This is a genomic window from Spirillospora sp. NPDC047418 (genome assembly GCF_040643275.1).
Lineage (GTDB): Bacteria > Actinomycetota > Actinomycetes > Streptosporangiales > Streptosporangiaceae > Spirillospora.
Genome location: NZ_JBEYTW010000004.1, coordinates 121,132 through 141,856, shown reverse-complemented (window position 1 = coordinate 141,856; position 20,725 = coordinate 121,132). Strand labels below are relative to the sequence as shown.

Below are 20,725 nucleotides of genomic sequence, written 5' to 3'. Positions count from 1 at the left end.
CACAGGTCAACGGTCAGTTCGGCAGGCCGCCCCTGGTCACCGGGGTGACGGTGACGCCGCCCCCGGCCGCCGCAACTTCGTCGGGCTCAGGTCCTCCTGGACGACCGGGCCGGCCCGATGGCCGGGATCCGGCGTTGCTTCGACGCCGAGAACGCGTTCTGCCGGGCGGCCCCCGGGGAGGGCGACGTCGGCGTGGATCGACGGCGATCGCGTCCTGGTCGAGGGCACCCTCCGGGGATGCCTGCGCGGGGCGGTTCGGGCGCGCGGCGGCCTCGCCGGGTTCGGCGCCGGGCGGCCTACTGTGGCCACAGCGGCCGCTGTCGGCATCCCGGCGCGGGTCTCCCTGGCGACAATGCGCCCATGGGTCATACCGACGACGCGGATGGTGCCTGCCCGTACCAGGGGGGCGCGCCTTTCGAGGAGGGCACGCGTGAGGTGTTCTTCGGGCGCGGGCGCCCGACCCGCGGACTCCTCGATCTCCTGGGACGGCGCCTGCGAGAGGGCGCGGCCGTCCTGCTGGTGTCGGGGGGCTCCGGGGTGGGCAAGTCGTCGCTGCTGCGCGCGGGCCTGATGCCGGCGCTGGCGACGGGCGCGCTGCCGGTCGCCGGATCGCGGGAGTGGCCGCGCATGCTCATCACGCCCGCGCCGGAGCCGATGCGCGCGCTGGCCGAAGCGTGGGCGCGCGCCTACGGCGGCGACGCCGGCGTGCTGCACCGGGGCCTGCGGGACGCGCCGGAGCAGCCCCTGCCCGGGCCCGCCTCGGCGGACGAGCGTCCCGTCCTGGTCGTCGACCAGTTCGAGGAGCTGTTCACGCTGGTGGACGACGAACGGGAACGCCGGATGTTCGTCCAGGCGCTGCACGCCCTGGCCGAGGGGCCGCTGGGCGGCGCGGTCATCATCGCGGTGCGCGCGGACCACTGGGACCGGACGGCCGCCTACCCGCGACTGGCCGAGGCTATCCAGCACGGGCGGTTCACCGTCGAGCCGATGGCCGAGCCGGACCTGCGGCTGGCCGTCACGGGCCCGGCCGCGGCGGCGGGCCTGGACGTCGAGCCCGGCCTGCTGGAGACCCTCCTCGCGGATCTGCGCGGCGCCCGGGACCGCGAGGCGGGCGCCCTCCCCCTGCTCTCGCGGGCACTGGTGCGCGTCTGGCGGGCGCGCGAGGACGGCCGGCTCACCGTCCGGGGGTACGAGGAGTCGGGCCCGGTCGGGGAGGTCCTGTGCCGGACGGCCGATGAGACCCTGGAACGGCTGCCGCCGGCGGAGCGCAAGACCGTGTTGAAGCTCCTGCGGCGAATGACGGCGATCGGTCCGGACGGGCGGCTCGCCCGGCGCACCGCGCCGCTCGCCGCACTCGACGCGGTGGCCGGCGGGGGGACGGCGGGCACCGCGGACCGCGGGCTGCTCGCCCTGCTGGCGGACCGGCGCCTGATCACTCTGCACGAGGACACCGCCGAGATCGTCCACGACGTGCTCGTCACCGACTGGCCGCCGCTGCGGCGGTGGCTCTCCCCCGGCCTGCGCGCGCACGCCGTCCACGACCGGCTCCTCGACGACGCCGCCCGGTGGGACGAGCACCACCGCGACCCGGCGTTCCTCTACCGGGGCTCGCGCCTGCTCGCAGTCCAGGACGCCCGGCACCGATGGGAGCGCGAACCCGGCGACGGCATGGCGCCCGGCCCGGTGGCGGACGACTTCGTCGCCGCGTCGGCACGGGCGGCCCGGCGCCGCCGCCGCACCGTGGCCGGCCTGGTGGTCCTGGCGCTCCTGGCGCTCGCCGCCGCGTTCCTCGCCGGCGGGGCCGCCGCGGGGCACGACGGGCCGGCGCCGCGGAACGTGGAGGCTCCGTGAACCGGGCGCAGATGTTCCTCCTGGGGTTCCGGCGCCGGACGGGACGGCCCGCCCCGGAACTGGCGGCGCTGTTCCGCTCGATCATCGGCGCCGGCCGGGCGTTCCATCCGCTGGCGGGCGAGGTCCTGGAGCACTTCATGGACGGAGCGGGCGCCCCGCGGACGATGCCGGTGAGCTGGCTGCGCTCGTTCCGGGTGATCAGGAAGGCCGAGCGCAAGAACCTGCGGCGGTTCGAACGGCGCCTGCTCCGGGAGGCCGCGCGGCTGCCCGACGGCGGGTCGGCCTGGTTCCGGGATCACTGGGACGCGAAGATCAACGCGTTCATCGGCACCGAGCTGTTCTACGTCAGCCGGATGAGCCTGCTGAACTCGCGGGGATCGTTCCTGCTGACCAGGGACGGGCCGCGGCTGCGCGTGTCGGGCACGGTCCGCCATCACTGGTCCGATCCCTACGACTGGGACCGCGGCCGGTGGGTGTACATCCCGCGGCACGGGTTCGTCCCCATCGCGGTCGGCCGGGAGCTCGTCGAGGCGGACGAGGCGCGCGACTTCCTGATGCGGTCGCACTACGTCCAGACGCTGGAGGGCGTCTACCTGCGGAGCCGCCGCCCTTGGCGCCGCGCGTCGTTCGCCTGATCAGTACAGAGGTTGGGAAGACAAGCTTAGGGCCGCTGGTTCGGGAAGGCTTCCCCCACGGTGACGGTACGGCTAGGGGAGGAAGCGATGGAGCAGTTCTCCGTCGGCGATCACGTGCGGTGGAACTCGGAGGCGGGATATGTGGAAGGCGTCGTCATCAAGAAGCACACGGAGGACGTGGAGTACAAAGGCCACGTGCGCCGCTGCAGCAGGGAAGACCCGCAGTATGAGATCAGAAGCGACAAGACCGACCATGTTGCCATGCACAAGGGAAAGGCCCTGACGAAGCTGTAGGCGGCCGTACCTGGAGGGTCGGCTTTCTCCGCGTGGACACCTTGGGTCAGGTAGGACCCGGCCTGGGTGCCATTCCGGTGAAGGCGGCCCGGAGGACGCGGTCGATGTAGTCGTTCGTCACGGGCTCCCCCGTGATCAGCAGGCGGAAGTACAGGGGGCCCGAGAGGACCTCCATGGCCAGGTGCAGGTCGAAGTCGGGTGCGATCTGCCCCTGGTCCTTCGCGGTCTGGAGGCGGGCCAGCGTATCGGCCGTCTGGGGCTGGATGAACCGCTGGTTGAGCGCGTCGGCGACGTCGGGGTCGTGCTGGGCCTCGCCGATGAGGTCCCGGTACAGCGGGCCCCACGGGGGCCGGCCGAGCAGGTCGGCGGCCCTGGTCATCACCTCGCGCAGGTCGGCGACGATGTCGCCGGTGTCGGGGTGGTCCAGGCCCGCGGCGTTGAGGCTGAGCACCGCGTCCAGGAACAGCAGGCCCCGGGAGGGCCAGCGGCGGTAGATGGTGTGCTTGCTGACGCCGGCCCGGGCCGCGACGGCCTCGATGCTGAGCTTGGCGTAGCCGGCCTCGCGGGCCAGGTCGAGCGCGGTCCGCATGATCGTCTCGGTCCGGCCCGCGGCGCGGGCGGCGCGCTGATCGGTCATACCGCCACCCTACTGCACGGCACGTGCCGTATTGACAAAGCCCGGCGGGCTCCCGCACGATGAGCGCCGTTGAAGGTGCACGGTCCGTGCCGTGCACTTCTTGCATCGTGAACCGGAAGGCGAGCAGCGAGCATGCGCAAGAGAGTGACATGGGCGACGGCGACCGCGGTCGGCGCGGCGGCGGTGGGGGCGGCGGCACTGCCGGCGTCCCCGGCCGCCCCCGCCTCGACCGCCGATTCGGTGGCCGCCGTCGCGGGCGGCGTCACCGTCCGCACCGACAAGGGGGTGGTCCGCGGTACCGCCGCCGACGGCCTCCGTGTCTTCCAGGGCATCCCGTACGCCACCGCGGCCCGCTTCGCCGCCCCGCGCCCGGCCCGCGCGTGGCGGGGCGTGCGGGACGCGACCGAGCCCGGCAAGGTGTGCGCGCAGCCGGTCGGGTACCCGATCGGCGAGGCCAGCACCGACGAGGACTGCCTCAGCGTCAACGTGACCGCGCCGGCCGGTGCGCGCGGGAGGCTGCCGGTGATCGTGTGGATCCACGGCGGCAGCATGATGTTCGGGATGGGCGACCTGTACGGGCCCGGCCGGCTCGCCGCCGGCGGCGCCGTCGTGGTCTCCATGAACTACCGGCTGGGCGTCACCAGCTTCCTGACCCACCCGTCCCTGAAGGAGTCGGGCGGCCTCGCGCTGGACGACCAGCGCGCCGCGCTGCGCTGGGTGCGCCAGAACATCCGGGCGTTCGGCGGCGACCCGCGCAGGGTGACGGTCATGGGCGAGTCGGGCAGCGCCTTCGGCATCTGCGGGCATCTGGCCTCCCCGGCGTCGGCGGGCCTGTTCCAGCGGGCGATCCTGCAGAGCGCGCCGTGCGCCACGCCGGGCAACGCCTCCCGCACCCGCGCCGAGGCGATCGAGGACAGCCGGGACGTGATCCGCGACGTCGGGTGCGGGAAGGCCGCCGACGTCGCCGCCTGCCTGCGCGAGACCGACATCGGGACGCTGCTGGAGAAGTACGGGACGGAACGGGAGCCGCGCCCGGTCAGCGGCACCCCGGCGCTGCCGCTCCCGGTCGACGAGGCCCTCCGTACGGGCCGGACCAACCGGGTGCCCGTCCTCATCGGCGTCAACCACGACGAGGAGAACGGCATGGTCCTCGGCCAGGAGCTGGCGACCGGGAAGCCGATGGCCGCGGAGGCGTACGAGCCGGCCGTCCGGGAGCAGTTCCGCGCGAGGGCCGACGCGGTGCTGAAGCGCTACCCGCTCGGGGACTCCGCCGGACGGACGCTGGCGAAGGTGAAGACCGACGCGATCTGGTCGGCGCCGACCCTGGACACCGCCCGCGCGCTGTCGCGCTGGACCCCGACCCGGATGTACGAGTTCGCCGAGCGGGACACCCCCTGGTACGCGGGCTCCCCCGCGCCGAGCTTCCCCGCCGCCTCCCAGCACATGTCCGAGCTGCCGTACATGTTCGACCTGGACCTGTTCGAGAAGCTGACCGCCGAGCAGGCCGCCCTCGGCGACCGGATGATCGGCGCCTGGGTCCGCTTCGCCGCCACCGGCGACCCCGGCGGCGGCGGCGAGGCCGCCTGGCCCCGGCTGACCGACCGGCGCGGGCAGGCCGGCTGGCACGTCCAGTCCCTGACCCGCGGCACCTGGAAGCGCGCCGACTTCGTCACGGACCACTCCTACCGCTTCTGGAGCCGCGCCGGGAACTGAGCACCCGGCGGTCGCGGGAGGCCGGGACGGGCGAAGATCGGGTACGGGACGCGGGCGGCGGCTACCGTTGCGTGGTCGGACAATGGAGTACGGGATCGGGAGCGCATGGTGGCCGCCGAAGAGCGTGAATCGCCGATCGAGATCCGTGATGACATACCGGCGTCGGCCCGGACGTACGGATGGGCACTCGGCGGTAGGGACAACTACCGGGTCGACCGCGACTTCACGTCGAAGACCGCGCCCGCCTTTCCCGAGCCGACCGACGCCGGCGAGCTGGTCCAGTTCGCCGCGGCCTCGCGGACGCGACGAGACGTCCGCGAGCACGGCGGCGTCCTGCGAAAGCCGTGACGGCCACCCCCGCACGGCGCCGCGGGCACGACCGCGCGTCTCCGGTGGCGGCCGTCCGGTGGGCCCGCGTGATCGCCGTGGGCGTGAGCTGCGGGTTCGCGTTCGGCGGGTATGTCGGCATCGTCAACGCGGAGCCGGGAGGCAGGCCGGCGGCGTTCGTGCTGCTGACCGTGCTGCTGCTCCTCCACCTGCGGAACTGCATCCGCTGGTCGGACGAGGTCCGGGTGCGGGGCTGGCGGTGGACGCTGGCCGTCCAGGCGGTCCTCACGGCCGCGGGCATGGTCTGGTACGCGTCCACCTGGTACGGGAACTCCGGGTTCCTGGCGGCGGCCCTCCTGCTGCTCATCCGCCGGAGGTGGGTGGCGTGGAGCGGGTTCTGCCTGGTGGTCGCGGCACAGTTCGCGGCCGCGCTGCCGGTCCGCCCGACGGTCGGGGAGGCGGCCTATCTGGCGGTCGGGCACGCGGCGTTCGTCGGGATCGCGCTGTACGGGGTCGCCCGGCTGGCCGACCTGGTCAGCGACATGCGGCGGACGAGGGACGAACTCGCGGCGGCCCAGGTGTCGCGCGAGCGGCTGGTGTTCGCGCAGCAACTGAACGAGCGGGTGGGCGGCAGCCTCCGGCGGGTCATCGGGGACGGAGAGGCGGCCGACCCGCGGGCGGTGCGGCGGCGGCTGGATGTGGCGCGGGCGGCGCTGAACGAGACCCGGTCGGTGGCGCACGGGTACGGGCGCGGGCATCTCGCGGGCGCGCCGGTGGCGGACGATCTGACGTCCACGGCGGTGGCGGCCCTCGGGACCGCGACGATCTGCCTGATGATCGTGCCCGTGGCGGTGCGGCCGTTCCTGCGCGCGGATCCGGGCGCGGTGGAGACGGCGGTGTTCTTCGCGGCGCTGGTCTCGTTCGTCCTGCTGTACCTGCGTGCGTGCGCACCGTCGAGCCGTCCGCTGTGGACGCTGGTCATCGTCGTGCCCGCGCTGGCTCCGCTGCTCCTGTTCGATCTGGCGATGTGGCACCTGGTCCTCTTCCTGCCGGGCGTCGTGCTGGTCGTGGTGCGCGGATGGGCGAGGTGGGTCCTGGCCGTCCCGTTGATCTGCGTGGATCCGCTGCTGGTGATCTGGGACGCGCAGCTCGGCGACCCCACCCCGCTGGGGATGGCCTACGAGGCCGTGTGGTCCGGCGAGCGGGCGCTGGTCGTGTACGGGCTGGTCCGCATGGGCGAGCTGGCCCTGCGGGTCGGGGCGGCGCGGGCGGAGCTGGCCCGGACGGCGGTGGCCCGCGAGCGGCTCCGGTTCGCGACCGATCTGCACGACCTGCTCGGTCTCGGCCTGTCGGTGCTCGTGCTCAAGAGCGAGCTGGCGCTGCGGCTGCTGGACCGGGACCCCGGCCGGGCCCGGGCCGAGCTGTCGGAGGGGCTGGCGGCGGCCCGCCGGACCCTGGCGGACATGGAGGCCGTCGTGGCCGGACGCGGTGAGATCGCGCTGGCGGCGGAGGCCGGGTCCGCCCGCGCGGCGCTCGCGGCCGCCGGCATCGAGGTGTCCGGGACGGTCCGGCCGGTGGCGCTGCCGGCGGAGGCCGACATGCTGCTCGCCACCGTCCTGCGCGAGGGCGTCACCAATGTGCTGCGGCACAGCGAGGCCGACCGCTGCGAGCTGGTCGTCGAGGTGGTCGCGGGGAGCGCCCGGTTGCGCCTGGTCAACAACGGGGCCCCCGGCGGGGCCGCCGCCCCGGGCCTCGGGCTGGAGAACCTGGCACGGCGGGTGCGGGAGCTGGGCGGGACGCTGACCGCGGGCGCGGACACGAACGCCGACGCGGACGCCGACGGGGGCGGGGGCGGGGGCGGCTTCCGGCTGGCGGTCGAGGTGCCGCTACAACCAGCCCTGGTCGGACGCGATGCGGATCGCGTCGATGCGGTTCCTGGCGTCCAGCTTCATGACGGCCGAGGACAGGTAGTTGCGGACGGTACCCCGGCTCAATGAGAGGGACCGGGCGATGTCGCCGGCCTCCGCGCCGGTCGCCGACAGCCGGAGCACATCGGCCTCGCGCGCGGTGAGCGGGTTGTCCGCCCGTTCCAGCTCGGCGAGGGCCAGCTGCGGGTCGACCACCCGCTCGCCCGCGACGGCCCGCCGGATCGCGTCGATGAGGTCGTCGGCCGGTGCGTGCTTGAGCAGGAACGCCGAGATCCCCGCGGCCAGCCCGCGGCGCAGGTGGCCGGGTTTGCCGAGCCCGGTCAGGACGACCGTCCGGCAGGCCGGGAGCGCCGTGCGGAGTTCGGCGGCGGCGTCCAGGCCGTCCATGCCGGGCAGGTCGATGTCGAGCACCGCCACGTCGGGCCGGCTCCGCCCGGCCGCGGCGACGATCTCGTCGCCGCGCTCGACCGCGGCCACCACCTCGATGTCGTCCTCCAGCCCGAGGACGGTGGTCAGCGTCTCCCGCAGGATGCGGACGTCCTCGGCGACCATCACACGGATCATGTGATTCCTTCACATCGAAGTGCTGAATCCGGCCACTACCGGCGCATTCGTCGGGTTGCGAGTCTAATCACGCCAACACCGGCGACACCGTTTGAACCGGAGGAAACCATGCGCAAGATCATCGCCTCGACGTACGCCACCCTCGACGGCTTCATCGACAACCCCCACGAGTGGTCGCTGCGGTACTCGGAGGAGGAGGCCCAGACCTACGCCTTCACCATGACCGCGAACGCCGACGCGCTCCTGCTCGGCCGCGTGACCTACGAGGGCATGGCGCAGGCGTGGCCGAACATGGGGGGCAACCCCTACGCGGACCACGTCAACTCCATGGCCAAGTACGTCGTCGCCACCGAGCCGGTGGACACCTCCGGCTGGAATCCCACCACCGTCATCGACGGGGACGACCTCGCCGGGGCGGTGGCCCGCCTCAAGAAGCAGGACGGCGGCGACATCCTCGTCTGGGGCAACGGACGCCTGACCGACGGCCTCGCCGCCGCCGGGCTGCTGGACGAGTACAAGGTCTGGATCTACCCGGTCATCAAGGGCTCCGGTGAGCCGCTGTTCCGCCCGGAGAGCGCCGGCGCCGTCGAGCTGGCCGACTCCACGGTCTTCCCGAGCGGCGTCGTCGTCCTCACCTACCGGCCGGTCGGCGGCTGAGCCGAAGGCCGGGCGCCCGCGCCCGGCCTTCGCCCGTCTCCCCGGAGTTTCACGGGACCGAAATTGCCCCTTGTCCGCTGTACGGACAGGTGTACGATTCGAGGGTCGCGCGACCGGCCGAGTGATGACGGCTGCTCTCATCGTGAGGGCAGGGCTCGGAACGGGCTCCCGCCCACGCGGCGACGGGAGGGATGGAATTCCGATGGCCGATCACGAGGTTCCCGTTCTCATCGTGGGGGGCAGCCTTGTCGGGCTGACCACCTCGCTCCAGCTCGCGGCGCGCGGCGTCCCGCACATGCTGGTCGAGCAGCACCGGGGTACCGCGATCCACCCCAGGGCGGCCTCGTTCCACCAGGGAACGATGGAGGTCTTCCGCAGCGTCGGCATGCAGGAGGCCGTCGACGCCGCCGCCGGGCGGGAGTTCGTCCAGAACGGAGCGATCATTGCGGTCGAGAGCCTGAGCGGCAGGGAACTGCAGTACTTCTACCGGTCCTACAACGACGGGGTCGAGGGGCTCAGCCCGACCTCGCGGCTGTTCATCACCCAGATCGGCCTGGAGCCCCTGCTGCGCGACCGCGCGCGGGAACTCGGGGCCGAGCACCGCTTCGCGACCGAACTCGTCGGCTTCGAACAGGACGACACCGGAGTCACGTCCGTCATACGGTCACGTGACCGCGATGCGGAAGAGACCGTCCGCTCGAGCTACCTCGTCGCGGCCGACGGCGCGCACAGCACCGTCCGCGAGCGGCTGGGCATCGACATGCTCGGACGCGGCGGCTTCGCCGACTGCGTCACCATCTACTTCAAGGCCGACGTCCGGGAGATGCTCGGCGACCGCAACCTCAGCGTGGTGTACGTCAACCATCCCGAGCTGCTGGGGTTCTTCCGGTTCTCGATCTCCGCCGACTCCGGGTTCCTCGCCGTCTTCTCGACCACGGGCCCGGACGGCTCCCGCGACGGCAACGTCGGGGAGGGCATCAGCGCCGCCCGGTGCGCCGACCTGGTGCGCACGGCGCTCGGTGCCGGGCCCGATTTCCCCGTCGAGGTCGACAACGTGCAGAGGTGGAACGCGGCCGCCGCGGCCGCCGCGCGGTTCCGGGACCGGCGCGTCTTCCTCGCCGGGGACGCCGCGCACGTCATGCCGCCGACCGGCGGGTTCGGCGGCAACACCGGTATCGCCGACGCGCACAACCTCGCCTGGAAGCTCGCCATGGTGCACGGCGGCGCGGCGGGGCCGCGGCTCCTGGACACCTATGACACGGAACGCAGGCCGATCTCCCATCTCACCGTCGAGCAGGCGTACACGCGCTACGTCTTGAGGGTGGACTCCTCCCTCCCCAAGGACGACCTGAGGGATCCGCTCGACGACGCGTCCATCGAGCTGGGCTTCGTCTACGGGGCGGCCGAGGCCGCCGACCCTCACGCGGCCGCGGAGGAGCCGCCCCTGGAGGACCCGCGGAACCCCACCGGACGGGCCGGCACCCGGGCACCGCACCTCCCGCTCGAACAGGACGGCGCGCCGATCTCGACGCACGACCTCTTCGGTGACGGCTTCGTCCTGCTCGCCGGCCCCGGCGGCCGGGCGTGGTGCGAGGCCGCCGCCTCGGTCGCCGCGTCCCGGGGCGTCCCGCTGACGGCCCACACCGTCGCCGCCGCCGGCCCGCTCGCCGACAAGGAGGAGCGTTTCGCGGACGTCTACGGGATCGGTTCCCTCGGGGCCGTCGTCGTCCGGCCCGACCGCGTCATCGGCTGGCGGACGGCGGACCCCACCGACGATCCTCACGGCACGATCGAGGACGTCATGAACCGGCTTCTCTTCCGCTAGCACTGGGAAACGGGGCGGGCCCGGACGAGTGTGCCGGGCCCGCCCCGGTCCTCGGATCGCCAGATCTTGGTTCGTTCTCGGGTAGACCTGTGTCGCCAGTGCTCACCGAAGGAAGGAACACGTTGTGGCGGATCACAGCCTGCAGGGGAAGTCGGCCATCGTCACCGGCGGCGCGTCCGGGATCGGAGTGGCCATCGCGAGGCTGTTCGTCGCGCGCGGCGCCCGGGTCGTCATCGTCGACCTGCAGCGGGAGGCCGGAGAGGAACTCGCCGGGGAACTGGGCGAGGCCGTGGCCTTCCTGCAGGGGGACGTGTCCGACCCCGCCGTCGCCCGCGCGGCCGTCGCGGCCGCCGTCGAGCGTTTCGGGAAACTGGACGTCCTGGTGAACAACGCCAGCGCGTCACGGCAGAAGCCGTTCGAGGAGCAGACCGACGACGACTGGGACCTCGCCATGGACACGAGCCTGCACGCCACCCGCAACTTCATGCTCGCCGCGCTTCCGGAGCTGCGGAAGACCGGCAACGCGGCGGTCGTCAACTTCGGTTCCGGGGCCGGTCTCGACGGCCAGCGCAACCAGGCCTCCTACGCGGCGGCGAAGGAGGCGATCCGCGGGCTGAGCCGCGTGGTGGCGAACGAGTGGGCGCCGCTGAACATCCGCGTCAACGTGGTCTGCCCGATGGCGCTCACCGCCGGGGTGGCCCGGTGGGCGGAGGCCCGCCCCGAGCAGTACGCGCAGTCCGCGGCCAAGGTGCCCCTGGGCCGCTTCGGCGACCCCGCGAAGGACGTCGCGCCCATCGTCGCCTTCCTCGCGAGCGACGACGCCCAGTACATGACCGGGCAGACCGTCATGGCGGACGGCGGCGCGATCAAACTGCGCTGAGGCCGCGTCCGCGGGGCGCGTCCGCGGGGCCGGCGCCGGCACGGGACGCGGGTCACCGGCGCGCGAGCAGGAACGCGTCGATGGCCGTGCGCGGCCCCTCGCCGGTGGCGACCTCCCGCGTCCTGGGCTCCGACCGCAGGATCCGGAGACCGCTCCCGTCGATGTCGGACGCCGCGTCCCGCGCGGTGTACAGCACGGCGGGGTCCTGGGGCCCGCCGGTGCCGTGCGCCAGGTTGTCGCTGTCATGGGCCACGACGAGCAGCAGCCCGCCGGGCGCCACCGCGTCGGCGGCGGCGCGCAGGGCGGGGCGCCGCACCTGCTCGCCGACCTGCAGATAGGCGACGATCACCAGGTCGGCGGAGTGGCGGGCCGGGGTGTGCTCGCGCAGGTCGGCCTCGACCAGCCGGAGCCGGCCGGCGTGTTCGCCGAGCCGGTGCTCGGCGAGCGACCGGGCGCGGGCGAGCCCGACGGCGGAGAAGTCGACCGCGGTGACCGTCCAGCCGCGCTCGGCGAGCCACAGCGCGTTGCGGCCCTCGCCCGCGGCCAGGTCGAGGGCGCGGCCCGGCGGCAGGCCGGCCGCGACCTCCTCGACCCATCGGTTCGGCCCCGCCGACCAGACCAGTTCGCCGCCGGCGTACCGGCGGTCCCACCCCGAGCTGTCCACGGCTTCCTCCTCCTCGTCCCGCCCGGCCCGGCCCGCGGGCCGGGCCGGCCACGCCGAGCGGGCGTCGGGAACAGTCTCTCCCGCCGGGCCCGGCCTACCCGGCCGCGGCCGGCACCTGCTGGGTCACCACGATCGCGGCCATCACCAGGACGAACCAGCCGAAGGCCCGGCGGAGCCGCTCCGGGTCGACGCGCCCGGCCAGGTGCGAACCGGCGAAGCCGCCGAGCACCGCCGCGCCGGCCACCGCGAGGGTCAGCGGCCAGTCGAGGTCGACGCCGGCGAGGTATCCGGCCAGCCCGGCGAAGGACTTCATCGCGATGACCAGCAGCGAGGTGCCGACCGCGGCGGGCATGGACAGGCCGCCGAGCAGGACGAGCGCGGGCACGACGAGGAAGCCTCCGCCCGCTCCGACCAGCCCGGTGACCAGCCCGACGGCCACCCCTTCGGCCAGGATCCGCAGGACCGGGCGTTCGGCGGGCCCGCCCGCGGGGGCGGGGCGGCTTCGCAGCATCGCGACCGCGGTGACGGCCATCATCACGGCGAAGGCCGCCAGCAGCACACCGCCCGGCAGCAGGGCGGCCAGCCGTCCGCCCGCGTAGGCGCCCGCCATGCCCGCGCCGCCGAACAGCAGCCCGGTGCGCCAGCGGACGCGGCCGGCGCGGGCGTGCGGCAGGACGCCGGCCAGCGAGGTCGCGCCCACCACGAACAGCGACATCGCGATCGCCTGCTTGGTCTCGACCCCGGCCACGTAGATCAGGACCGGCACGGTGAGGATGGATCCCCCGCCGCCGAGCAGGCCGAGCGAGACGCCGACGGCGAGCGCGGCGAGCAGGGTCAGCGCGAGCGTCAACACGACCGCCCGTCCCGCAGGAGCGCGACCATGTCCTCCGCGTCGCAGGCCGACGCGCGGTTGAAGGGCAGCTTGGCGAGGAGCATGCCCATCATGCACGTATTGGTCAGGGCGGCGATCGCCAGGCCGGCGCCGATCGCGGCGGCCAGCCATTGCAGGCCCGGCACGACGAGGCCGCCGACGACGCCGGTCAGCACGAGCAGCCCGGCGACCAGGCGCACCTGCCGTTCCAGGTCCCACCGGGACCGGTTCCGGTTGAGCGGCGCGCCCGCCGCCTCCCAGGCGACGATTCCGCCGTCCAGGACGTGCACGCCGGTCATGCCCGCCTCGACGAGCGCCCGCTCGGCCTGGGCGGCGCGGCCGCCGGTCCGGCAGACCAGCACCACCTCGTCCAGGGAGCCGCGCAGCTCGGCGCCGTGCTCGCGCAGCGTGTCCAGGGGGACGTTGTAGGAACCGGGGATGTGCAAGGCGGCGAACTCGGCGGGGGTGCGCACGTCCAGCAGGCGCGGCGCGTCCGGGGCCGCGACGAGGTCGCGCAGGGACGCGGCGTCGATCTTCGGGGACAAGCGGGGCATGTGAGCTTCTTCCTCGTTAGGAGACCGGTCCCGAACCCAGCGGGGGCCGGAACCGGAGACCGGTGGTCTGGTGACGGTGATGCGGCGGCCGGTGCCGGTGTCAGGCGGCGGCCGCGACGAGCGGCAGGCCGGCGCGGGCGCTCGCGGCGTACTCGTCGTCGATGGCGACCACGCGCCGTCCGGCGGCGGCCAGCAGCGAGGCGGCGATGGCGGCGCGGTAGCCGCCCGCGCAGTGCACCCACACCTCGCCGTCCGGCACCTCGTCCAGGCGCCGCGGCAGGTCCTGCAGCGGGATGTGCACGGCGCCGTCGATGTGCGACGCGCCCCATTCCAGGGCGCGGCGGACGTCCAGCACCACGACCGGGCGGTGGTGCCGGACGGCGGCGAGTTCCTCGAACGACGCCCGCGGGAAGGACGCGAGGCCCTCCCCGCCCGCCCAGCGTTCCGGGCCGCCGGTGGCCGACGCGGCCGGGCGGTCGATGCCGATGCGGACCAGTTCGCGCTGGGCGGCCGCCACGTCCTCGGGCGTCTCCCCCAGCAGCGTCAGCGGTGTGCCCCACGGGACGAGCCAGCCGAGGTAGGTCGCGAAACCGCCGTCCAGCCCGAAGTTGAGCGTGCCCGCCAGGTGCCCGGCCGCGAAGGCCGTGCGGGTCCGCAGGTCGACGACCCACTCCCCCGCCCCGATGCGGCGGCGCAGTTCGGCGGCGTCCGCGCGGCGCGGTTCCGACAGGTCCGGCGCCTCGGGTCCCGCGGTGTTGGCCGGCTCCATGTGGGCGTAGTAGGCCGGCCAGGCGTCCAGGCCGTCCAGCAGGTTCTCCACGTACTCCCGCTCGTCCAGGACGAGTGCCGGGTTGGTGCGCTTCTCCTGCCCGAGCGTCGACGCCTCGGCCTCCGCCTGGGTGGCCGAGCAGAAGCTGCCGAACCCGTGGGTGGGGAAGATCTCGGCGTCGTCCGGCAGTTCGCGCGCCAACCGCTGGGCCGACCCGTACTGCGCCGTCACCAGGTCGTGCGTGTGGGCCGGTCCGAGCAGGTCCGGCCGTCCGGTGGACCCGTACAGCAGCGACCCGCCGGTGAACACCGCGGGCGCCCGGCCCGGAGCCTCCAGGACGTAGGCGAGGTGCGTGAACGTGTGGCCCGGAGTCGCCAGGACCCGCACCCGCATCCGCGCGCCGACCTCGATGACGTCGCCGTCGGCCACCGCGTCGTGCTCGAACTCCACCGGATCGGCCGCGTTGACGTGGTAGGCGGCCCCCGTCGCCCGGGCCAGCGCCAGGCCGCCGGTCACATAGTCGTTGTGGATGTGGGTCTCGAAGACGTCGGCGACCGCCACGTCCCGTGCCTCGGCCAGGGCGAGCACGCGGTCGATGTCGCGCTGCGGGTCGACCGCGAACGCGACCTCGCCGTCGGTGACGAAGTAGCTGCGGTCCCCCAGCGTGGGGGTGTCGATCGGAACGATCTCGATCATTGGACTGCCTCTCTCCACTCGTCGGGCGGCGTTCTCGCGCATCCCGTGCGCGGGCCGGGCGTCCGTCGCAGCCCACCCGGACATACCCCATGGGGTATGCAGGAGGCAGGGTAGGTGAAGGACGCGGCGCTGCGCAAATACCCCGTGGGGTATCACTCGATACCCTCTGGGGTATCACCGAACCCTGCGGGGAAGGTTCCGGGGGGGCGCGCGCCTTATACCCTGGGCGGTATAGGAGGGGGAGCGACGTGAAATTCGAGGCGGACTCGCTGGCCGACGTCCTGGTGCGGCTGCGGCGTGCGCAGGGGCAGCTCGGCGGCGTCATCCAGATGATCGAGAACGAGCGGGACTGCAAGGACGTGATCGCCCAGCTCGCGGCGGTCTCCCGGGCACTGGACCGGGCCGGATTCAAGATCATCGCAACGGGTCTGGAGCAGTGCGTCCAGGAGGGCGCGGACCCCGCGCAGGCCAAACTGGACCGCGCCCAACTGGAGAAGCTCTTCATGAGCCTCGCCTGACCGGCGCGCGGGCTTCCGCGGGTGCGGCGGGCGGACGATCACCGGCACGCCGAGTGCCACGGCACCGGCGTGGATTCCCACCCGCCGAGCAAGAGGTTCATAGCGGCCAATTCGGGCGGCGGGGACGGGAACGGCCCGCGCCGCCTTCCGGATCGGCACCGCCATCGCCTTGGCGGCGGCCTGCCCGGGATTGCCGTGGATCTGCGCCGAGCCCATTGTCGCGGCGAACCAGCCGTATCCTGCGGGGCGGCTTTAAGGATTGGGCTCGGGTAAGCGGGATTTGCGCGACCGGCCGGACGGCGGTCGGCTCCGGGTCGGAGCCCTCTGCGGGCTCCGCCGGAGCGACATGCCGCGCCGCCGAGCGTTGGCACGGCGCGAAGGAAAGGGCGCGGCCCGGGTTTCGGGCGGCGGGTCAGCTCATCGCGCCGCCTCGTACTGCTCGATCACCGTCGCGGGGATCCGGCCACGGTCGTTGATCTTGATGCCGTTGTCCTTCGCCCACTGGCGGATCTCGGCGCTGCGCTCGCGGACATTGGTCCCGCGGGCCGCGGTCCGGCCGCCCCGGGCGGTCTTCAGCCGGCGGCCGCTCTCCATGTAGCCGTGCAGCATCCCGCGGAGCTTGCCCGCGTTGTCCTCGCTGAGGTCGATCTCATATGTCCTGCCGTCGATGGCGAACGACACCGTCTCGTCGGCCGCACCTCCGTCGAGGTCGTCCGTCATGATGATGCGAACCTTCTGCGCCATGTGCGCTCCCCGTCTCGTCGTTCTACCGAATGACCCGACCGTAGCCGATTCGGCCACAACATGACCCGTCGAGAAGAGCGCGGCGCCGCTCCCGGCGGGTCCGGCCGCCGCCGCGCGCGGCAGTTGGGAACCGCCGGCGGATTTGCGCCCGAACGCCGGTGGCCGCCGGTTCCCTATTCAATTACCGCGCATTCGGCCGCCCGTCGTCCGCGGCACCGTCCGCGGCACCGTCCGGAGCACCTCTACAATTCCCGGGTGACCGCTTACAGTGATCTTGATCCGTTCGGGGACCTCGACGCCTCCGCGCTGCCTCCGCGCCAGCAGCGGATCCTGGCCGTGATCGGGGACTGGGTGGTCAGGTACGGGTACGCGCCGAGCACGCGCCAGATCGGCGACGCCGTCGGGCTGCGGTCGCCGTCGTCGGTGTCGCGGCACCTGGCGAGCCTGGAGGACAAGGGGTTCCTGCGGCGCGGCGGCGCGGTGTCGCGGCCGATCGACACGCGCGTGTTCCTCCGGGAGCGTCCGGTCCGGGAGTCGTCCAGCGGCCCGGTGACCGTGCCCGTGGTGGGGCACATCGCCGCCGGCACCCCCATCACGGCCGAGGAGCACGTCGAGGACACGCTGGCGCTCCCCCGCGAGATCACCGGGCGCGGCACCGTCTTCGGGCTGCGGGTGCGGGGCGACTCGATGATCGGCGCCGCGATCTGCGACGGGGACATCGTCGTGGTCCGCCGGCAGCAGGAGGCCCACTCCGGCCAGATCGTCGCCGCCATGATCGACGACGAGGCCACCGTGAAGGTGTACCGGCGCCGCGACGGCCACGTGCGGCTCGAACCGCGCAACCCCGCCTACGACGTCATCGACGGCGACCGGGCCGCCGTGCTCGGGGTCGTCGTCTCGGTCATCCGCAACTGCTGACGCCGGCGCGGCCGGGCCCGCGCGGGGGCGTGGGAAGCTGGTCGGGTGAGCTCTGCAGGCGGGAGGGCCGGTGCCCAGCGCGCCATGGGCAGGCCGCGGGTGACCTCGCCGGTCGCCCTGGAGCGGCTGGCCTTCGAGTTGTTCGCGCGCAAGGGGTTCGACGCGACCACGGTGGACGACATCGCGGCGGCGGCCGGGATCGGGCGGCGGACGTTCTTCCGGTACTTCGCGTCGAAGAACGGCCTCGTCTGGGGTGACTTCGACGGCCGGCTGCGGTGGCTGCGCGCCCTGTTCGCCGAGGCCGATCCGGGCGTGCCGGCGATGGAGGCGGTGCGCAAGGCCGTGGTGGAGTTCAACCGGTTCGATCCGCGGGAAGTGCCCTGGCACCGGCAGCGCATGCAGCTCATCCTCGGGGTGCCGACGCTGCAGGCCGACGCGACCCTGCGCTACGCGTCCTGGCGGGCGGTCGTCACGGAGTTCGTGGCCGGGCGCACCGGCCGGCCGGCGTCGGCGATGGTCCCCCAGCTCGCCGGGCACGTCACGCTGGCCGCCGCCGTCTCGGCCTACGAGCAGTGGCTGGCGGGCGGGGAGGAGACGGCGCTGTCCGACCTCCTGGACGAGGCGATCCGGCATGTGGCGACCGGCCTGGCGGCCGTCCTGGACGGCGCCGCCGCCACCGCGGAGTAGCCGCCGCCCTTCCTTTTTGGCACTCGATGCACTTAGTATCCGAGCCAAGGCCACCGGCCCGGAGCCCCGCCCTGAGGAGGACGTCTTGGACACCACCGAGCTCACCGACCAGATCGAGGACGGGACGCAGGACGAGTCCGCGGAGGGCGAACTCGCCGAATCCCTGATCGAGGAGGTCTCGATCGACGGCATGTGCGGCGTCTACTAGACCGCCGCCATGCCGGGGATCGATCTCGACCGCGCCTGGGACCTGCATCCGCAGGTCTCGGTGCGCCCCGAACCGTTCGGCGCGCTGCTCTACCACTTCGGCACCCGCAAGCTGTCGTTCCTGAAGGACCGCCGGCTGCTGGACGTCGTGCGGAACCTGCGGGACGCGCCCACCGCCCGGGACGCCTGCACGCGGGCCGAGGTCCCCGCGTCCGACCTGCCCCGGTACGGCGCCGCGCTCGGCGCCCTCGCCCGCTCGGCCATGCTCGTGGAAAGGACGCCATGACAGCGCAGACCCCGGTAGCGGAGAGCGGCGGGCCCCGGCCCGGGGCGCGGCTGGTCGACCTGTTCGAGTACGGGCTCGACTCGCCGATCTGCCTGACCTGGGAACTGACCTACGCCTGCAACCTGTCGTGCGCGCACTGCCTGTCCAGTTCGGGGCGGCGCGACCCGCGCGAGCTGTCCACGGCCGAGGCCAAGGCCGTCATCGACGAGCTGGAGGCCATGCAGGTCTTCTACGTCAACATCGGCGGCGGCGAGCCGACCGTCCGGCCCGACTTCTGGGAGCTGCTGGACTACGCCACCGCCCACCACGTGGGCGTGAAGTTCTCGACCAACGGGGTGCGCATCACCCCGGAGGCGGCGCGGCGGCTGGCCGCCAACGACTACGTCGACGTGCAGATCTCGCTGGACGGGGCGACCGCCGAGGTCAACGACGCGATCCGCGGCGCCGGCTCCTACGACACCGCCATGCGCGCGATGCGCAACCTCGCCGACGCGGGCATGAAGAACTTCAAGCTGTCGGTGGTGTGCACCCGGCACAACATCCCGCAGATGGACGAGTTCAAGGCGATCGCCGACACCTACGGCGCGCAGTTGCGGCTGACGCGGTTGCGTCCGTCCGGCCGGGGCGCCGACGTGTGGGACGAGCTGCACCCCACGCAGGCGCAGCAGCGGGAGCTGTACGACTGGCTCGTCGCGCACGGCGACGATGTGCTGACCGGCGACTCCTTCTTCCACCTGTCGGCCTACGGGCAGTCGCTGCCGGGGCTGAACCTGTGCGGCGCCGGGCGGGTGGTGTGCCTGATCGACCCGGTCGGGGACGTCTACGCCTGCCCGTTCGCCATCCACGAGGAGTTCCTGGCCGGGAACGTCCGCGGCGCCGGCGGGTTCACCGGGGTCTGGCGGGAGTCGCGGCTGTTCCAGGACCTGCGGGAGCCGCAGAACGGCGGCGCGTGCACCTCGTGCGCGTTCTACGACACCTGCAAGGGCGGCTGCATGGCGGCCAAGTTCTTCACCGGCCTGCCCCTGGACGGCCCCGACCCCGAATGCGTCCAGGGCCACGGCGAGAAGCTGCTCGCCGGACGGCCGCAGGACCGGGCCGGCATCCCGAAGCCGTCCGCCGACCACTCCCACCGCACCGCGCCCCGCCGGACGGGACCGGTGCCGGTGAAGCTCACCCGCCGCCCCGGCCTGGACCGCCCGCCGGTGAGCGACTGCGCCGAAGACCCCCTCGCGGGCCTGCGGCTCAGCTGACCCCGCCTTCCGCCCGACGCCAACTCCGCCTGGAGACGACACCATGCCGCTGAAGAACCCTTGGTTCGAAACCGTCGCCGAGGCCCAGCGCCGGGCCAAGAAGCGGCTGCCCTCCATGGTGTACGGCGCGCTGGTCGCCGGGTCGGAGCGCGGCCGGACCGTCGACGGCAACACCGCCGCGTTCGCCGAGCTGGGGTTCGCGCCGCACGTCGCCGGCCACCACGCGGACCGGGACCTGGCCACCACGGTGCTGGGCGTGGAGACCTCGATGCCGGTGCTGATCTCCCCCACCGGAGTCCAGGCCGTGCACCCGGACGGCGAGGTCGCGGTGGCCCGCGCCGCCGCCAACCGGGGCGTGATCATGGGGCTGAGCTCGTTCGCGAGCAAGCCGGTCGAAGAGGTCGCCGAGGCCAACCCGAACGTCTTCTTCCAGCTGTACTGGAGCGGCGACCGCGACACCATGGTCCAGCGCATGGACCGCGCCCGGCGGGCGGGCGCCAAGGCGCTCATCGCCACGCTCGACTGGTCGTTCTCCAACGGCCGCGACTGGGGCAGCCCGCAGATCCCCGAGCGGATCGACCTCAGGACCGCGGTGAAGATGGCGCCGGGCGTCCTGCCGCACCCCGGCTGGCTGTGGCGGTTCGCCAGGACCGGGCGCATCCCCGACCTCACCACCCCCAACCTCAAGCCGCCGAGCGGCCCGGCCCCCACCTTCTTCGGCGCCTACGGCGAATGGATGCAGACCCCGCCGCCCACCTGGGAGGACGTGGCCTGGCTCCGCAAGGAGTGGGGCGGGCCGTTCCTGCTCAAGGGCGTCACCCGCGTCGACGACGCCAAGAAGGCCGCCGACGCCGGCGTCACGGCGCTGTCGGTGTCCAACCACGGCGGCAACAACCTCGACACCACGCCCGCCACCATCCGCGTGCTGCCGTCCATCGCCGAAGCGGTCGGCGACCAGGTCGAGGTCCTGCTGGACGGCGGTGTCCGGCGCGGCGGCGACGTCGCCAAGGCGCTCGCCCTCGGTGCCCGCGCCGTCCTCATCGGCCGCGCCTACCTGTGGGGCCTGGCCGCCAACGGGCAGGCGGGGGTCGAGAACGTCCTGGACATCATGCGCGGCGGCCTCGACTCCGCCGTGCTCGGCCTCGGCCGCTCCAGCGTCCACGAGCTCTGCCGCGACGACCTCCACGTCCCGCCCGGCTTCGCGCTGACGCTGGGCGGCGAACCGGGCTCCGGCCGTCCCGCGGGCTGAC

Annotated in this window: 23 protein-coding genes; 16 read left to right on the top strand and 7 right to left on the bottom strand. The window is 73.6% G+C overall.

Going from position 1 to position 20,725, the window contains the following annotated elements:
• The first annotated feature begins 360 nt into the window (after window positions 1-360).
• From ABZ806_RS03850 to ABZ806_RS03840, 3 genes are all read left to right on the top strand, one after another.
• Entirely contained in the window at window positions 361-1,851 is a 1,491-nt protein-coding gene (locus tag ABZ806_RS03850; RefSeq protein WP_500215119.1) for an nSTAND1 domain-containing NTPase, read from the top strand.
• Window positions 1,848-2,486: a hypothetical protein gene (locus tag ABZ806_RS03845; protein ID WP_500215118.1), complete on the top strand. Its 639-nt coding sequence runs from the start codon at window positions 1,848-1,850 to the stop codon at window positions 2,484-2,486. Before ABZ806_RS03850 ends, ABZ806_RS03845 begins: the two co-directional genes overlap by 4 nt.
• Before the next feature lie 87 nt (window positions 2,487-2,573).
• Entirely contained in the window at window positions 2,574-2,780 is a 207-nt protein-coding gene (locus tag ABZ806_RS03840; protein ID WP_500215116.1) for a hypervirulence associated TUDOR domain-containing protein, read from the top strand.
• A 46-nt stretch (window positions 2,781-2,826) separates the two neighbouring features.
• Here ABZ806_RS03840 and ABZ806_RS03835 read toward each other — a convergent pair whose 3' ends face one another.
• Window positions 2,827-3,417, bottom strand: a complete 591-nt coding sequence (locus ABZ806_RS03835; RefSeq protein ID WP_500215115.1) for a TetR/AcrR family transcriptional regulator — start codon at window positions 3,415-3,417, stop codon at window positions 2,827-2,829.
• A gap of 132 nt (window positions 3,418-3,549) precedes the next feature.
• Here ABZ806_RS03835 and ABZ806_RS03830 point away from each other — a divergent pair, with 132 nt between their 5' ends.
• The 3 genes from ABZ806_RS03830 to ABZ806_RS03820 all read left to right on the top strand — a co-directional run bounded on the left by ABZ806_RS03830 (window position 3,550) and on the right by ABZ806_RS03820 (window position 7,454).
• On the top strand, window positions 3,550-5,130 hold the full coding sequence (locus ABZ806_RS03830; RefSeq protein ID WP_500215114.1) for a carboxylesterase/lipase family protein: 1,581 nt from the start codon (window positions 3,550-3,552) through the stop codon (window positions 5,128-5,130).
• Window positions 5,131-5,235: 105 nt separating this feature from the next.
• Complete coding sequence (locus ABZ806_RS03825; protein ID WP_500215113.1) at window positions 5,236-5,478, top strand: SAM-dependent methyltransferase; 243 nt, start codon at window positions 5,236-5,238, stop codon at window positions 5,476-5,478.
• On the top strand, window positions 5,475-7,454 hold the full coding sequence (locus tag ABZ806_RS03820) for a histidine kinase (protein ID WP_500215112.1): 1,980 nt from the start codon (window positions 5,475-5,477) through the stop codon (window positions 7,452-7,454). Before ABZ806_RS03825 ends, ABZ806_RS03820 begins: the two co-directional genes overlap by 4 nt.
• Here ABZ806_RS03820 and ABZ806_RS03815 read toward each other — a convergent pair.
• Window positions 7,344-7,949: a response regulator transcription factor gene (locus ABZ806_RS03815; protein ID WP_500215110.1), complete on the bottom strand. Its 606-nt coding sequence runs from the start codon at window positions 7,947-7,949 to the stop codon at window positions 7,344-7,346. The two genes, ABZ806_RS03820 and ABZ806_RS03815, sit on opposite strands and share 111 nt — an antisense overlap.
• Before the next feature lie 108 nt (window positions 7,950-8,057).
• Here ABZ806_RS03815 and ABZ806_RS03810 point away from each other — a divergent pair, with 108 nt between their 5' ends.
• The 3 genes from ABZ806_RS03810 (at window position 8,058) to ABZ806_RS03800 (ending at window position 11,311) form a co-directional block, all read left to right on the top strand.
• The gene (locus ABZ806_RS03810) at window positions 8,058-8,606 is read left to right on the top strand and encodes a dihydrofolate reductase family protein (protein ID WP_500215108.1); all 549 of its coding nucleotides are present in this window, start codon (window positions 8,058-8,060) and stop codon (window positions 8,604-8,606) included.
• Window positions 8,607-8,730: 124 nt separating this feature from the next.
• The gene (locus ABZ806_RS03805; RefSeq protein ID WP_500215107.1) at window positions 8,731-10,431 is read left to right on the top strand and encodes an FAD-dependent monooxygenase; all 1,701 of its coding nucleotides are present in this window, start codon (window positions 8,731-8,733) and stop codon (window positions 10,429-10,431) included.
• 124 nt (window positions 10,432-10,555) lie between these two features.
• A complete protein-coding gene (locus ABZ806_RS03800; RefSeq protein ID WP_500215105.1) occupies window positions 10,556-11,311 on the top strand; it encodes an SDR family NAD(P)-dependent oxidoreductase in 756 nt (251 codons plus the stop codon).
• A gap of 52 nt (window positions 11,312-11,363) precedes the next feature.
• Here ABZ806_RS03800 and ABZ806_RS03795 read toward each other — a convergent pair whose 3' ends face one another.
• The 4 genes from ABZ806_RS03795 to ABZ806_RS03780 all read right to left on the bottom strand — a co-directional run bounded on the left by ABZ806_RS03795 (window position 11,364) and on the right by ABZ806_RS03780 (window position 14,865).
• Window positions 11,364-11,975 (bottom strand): methyltransferase domain-containing protein, encoded by a 612-nt coding sequence (locus tag ABZ806_RS03795; RefSeq protein ID WP_500215104.1) that lies wholly within the window; start codon window positions 11,973-11,975, stop codon window positions 11,364-11,366.
• A 94-nt stretch (window positions 11,976-12,069) separates the two neighbouring features.
• Complete coding sequence (locus tag ABZ806_RS03790; RefSeq protein WP_500215202.1) at window positions 12,070-12,825, bottom strand: sulfite exporter TauE/SafE family protein; 756 nt, start codon at window positions 12,823-12,825, stop codon at window positions 12,070-12,072.
• Window positions 12,822-13,400 carry a rhodanese-like domain-containing protein gene (locus tag ABZ806_RS03785; RefSeq protein ID WP_500215103.1) on the bottom strand — a complete coding sequence of 193 codons (579 nt, stop codon included), beginning with the start codon at window positions 13,398-13,400 and terminating at the stop codon, window positions 12,822-12,824. The genes ABZ806_RS03790 and ABZ806_RS03785 overlap by 4 nt, the downstream gene beginning before the upstream one ends.
• 100 nt (window positions 13,401-13,500) lie before the next feature.
• Window positions 13,501-14,865 (bottom strand): rhodanese-like domain-containing protein, encoded by a 1,365-nt coding sequence (locus ABZ806_RS03780; RefSeq protein WP_500215102.1) that lies wholly within the window; start codon window positions 14,863-14,865, stop codon window positions 13,501-13,503.
• A 248-nt stretch (window positions 14,866-15,113) separates the two neighbouring features.
• On the opposite strand from ABZ806_RS03780, the gene ABZ806_RS03775 reads away from it, so the two are divergent.
• Window positions 15,114-15,383: a metal-sensitive transcriptional regulator gene (locus ABZ806_RS03775; RefSeq protein WP_500215100.1), complete on the top strand. Its 270-nt coding sequence runs from the start codon at window positions 15,114-15,116 to the stop codon at window positions 15,381-15,383.
• A gap of 417 nt (window positions 15,384-15,800) precedes the next feature.
• Here the strand turns inward: ABZ806_RS03775 and ABZ806_RS03770 are convergent, their stop codons facing one another.
• The gene (locus ABZ806_RS03770; RefSeq protein ID WP_500215099.1) at window positions 15,801-16,127 is read right to left on the bottom strand and encodes a histone-like nucleoid-structuring protein Lsr2; all 327 of its coding nucleotides are present in this window, start codon (window positions 16,125-16,127) and stop codon (window positions 15,801-15,803) included.
• Window positions 16,128-16,382: 255 nt separating this feature from the next.
• On the opposite strand from ABZ806_RS03770, the gene lexA reads away from it, so the two are divergent.
• The 6 genes from lexA (at window position 16,383) to mftD (ending at window position 20,724) form a co-directional block, all read left to right on the top strand.
• On the top strand, window positions 16,383-17,045 hold the full coding sequence (lexA, locus tag ABZ806_RS03765; RefSeq protein ID WP_500215098.1) for a transcriptional repressor LexA: 663 nt from the start codon (window positions 16,383-16,385) through the stop codon (window positions 17,043-17,045).
• 45 nt (window positions 17,046-17,090) lie between these two features.
• Window positions 17,091-17,732 (top strand): mycofactocin system transcriptional regulator MftR, encoded by a 642-nt coding sequence (mftR, locus tag ABZ806_RS03760; protein ID WP_500215096.1) that lies wholly within the window; start codon window positions 17,091-17,093, stop codon window positions 17,730-17,732.
• A gap of 85 nt (window positions 17,733-17,817) precedes the next feature.
• Window positions 17,818-17,940 carry a mycofactocin precursor MftA gene (gene mftA / locus ABZ806_RS03755; RefSeq protein ID WP_500215095.1) on the top strand — a complete coding sequence of 41 codons (123 nt, stop codon included), beginning with the start codon at window positions 17,818-17,820 and terminating at the stop codon, window positions 17,938-17,940.
• A 9-nt stretch (window positions 17,941-17,949) separates the two neighbouring features.
• Window positions 17,950-18,225, top strand: coding sequence for a mycofactocin biosynthesis chaperone MftB (gene mftB / locus ABZ806_RS03750; RefSeq protein ID WP_500215094.1), 276 nt, complete (start codon window positions 17,950-17,952; stop codon window positions 18,223-18,225).
• Complete coding sequence (gene mftC / locus ABZ806_RS03745; RefSeq protein ID WP_500215092.1) at window positions 18,222-19,475, top strand: mycofactocin radical SAM maturase; 1,254 nt, start codon at window positions 18,222-18,224, stop codon at window positions 19,473-19,475. The genes mftB and mftC overlap by 4 nt, the downstream gene beginning before the upstream one ends.
• 43 nt (window positions 19,476-19,518) lie before the next feature.
• Window positions 19,519-20,724 carry a pre-mycofactocin synthase MftD gene (gene mftD, locus ABZ806_RS03740; RefSeq protein ID WP_500215090.1) on the top strand — a complete coding sequence of 402 codons (1,206 nt, stop codon included), beginning with the start codon at window positions 19,519-19,521 and terminating at the stop codon, window positions 20,722-20,724.
• Window position 20,725 lies beyond the last annotated feature (1 nt).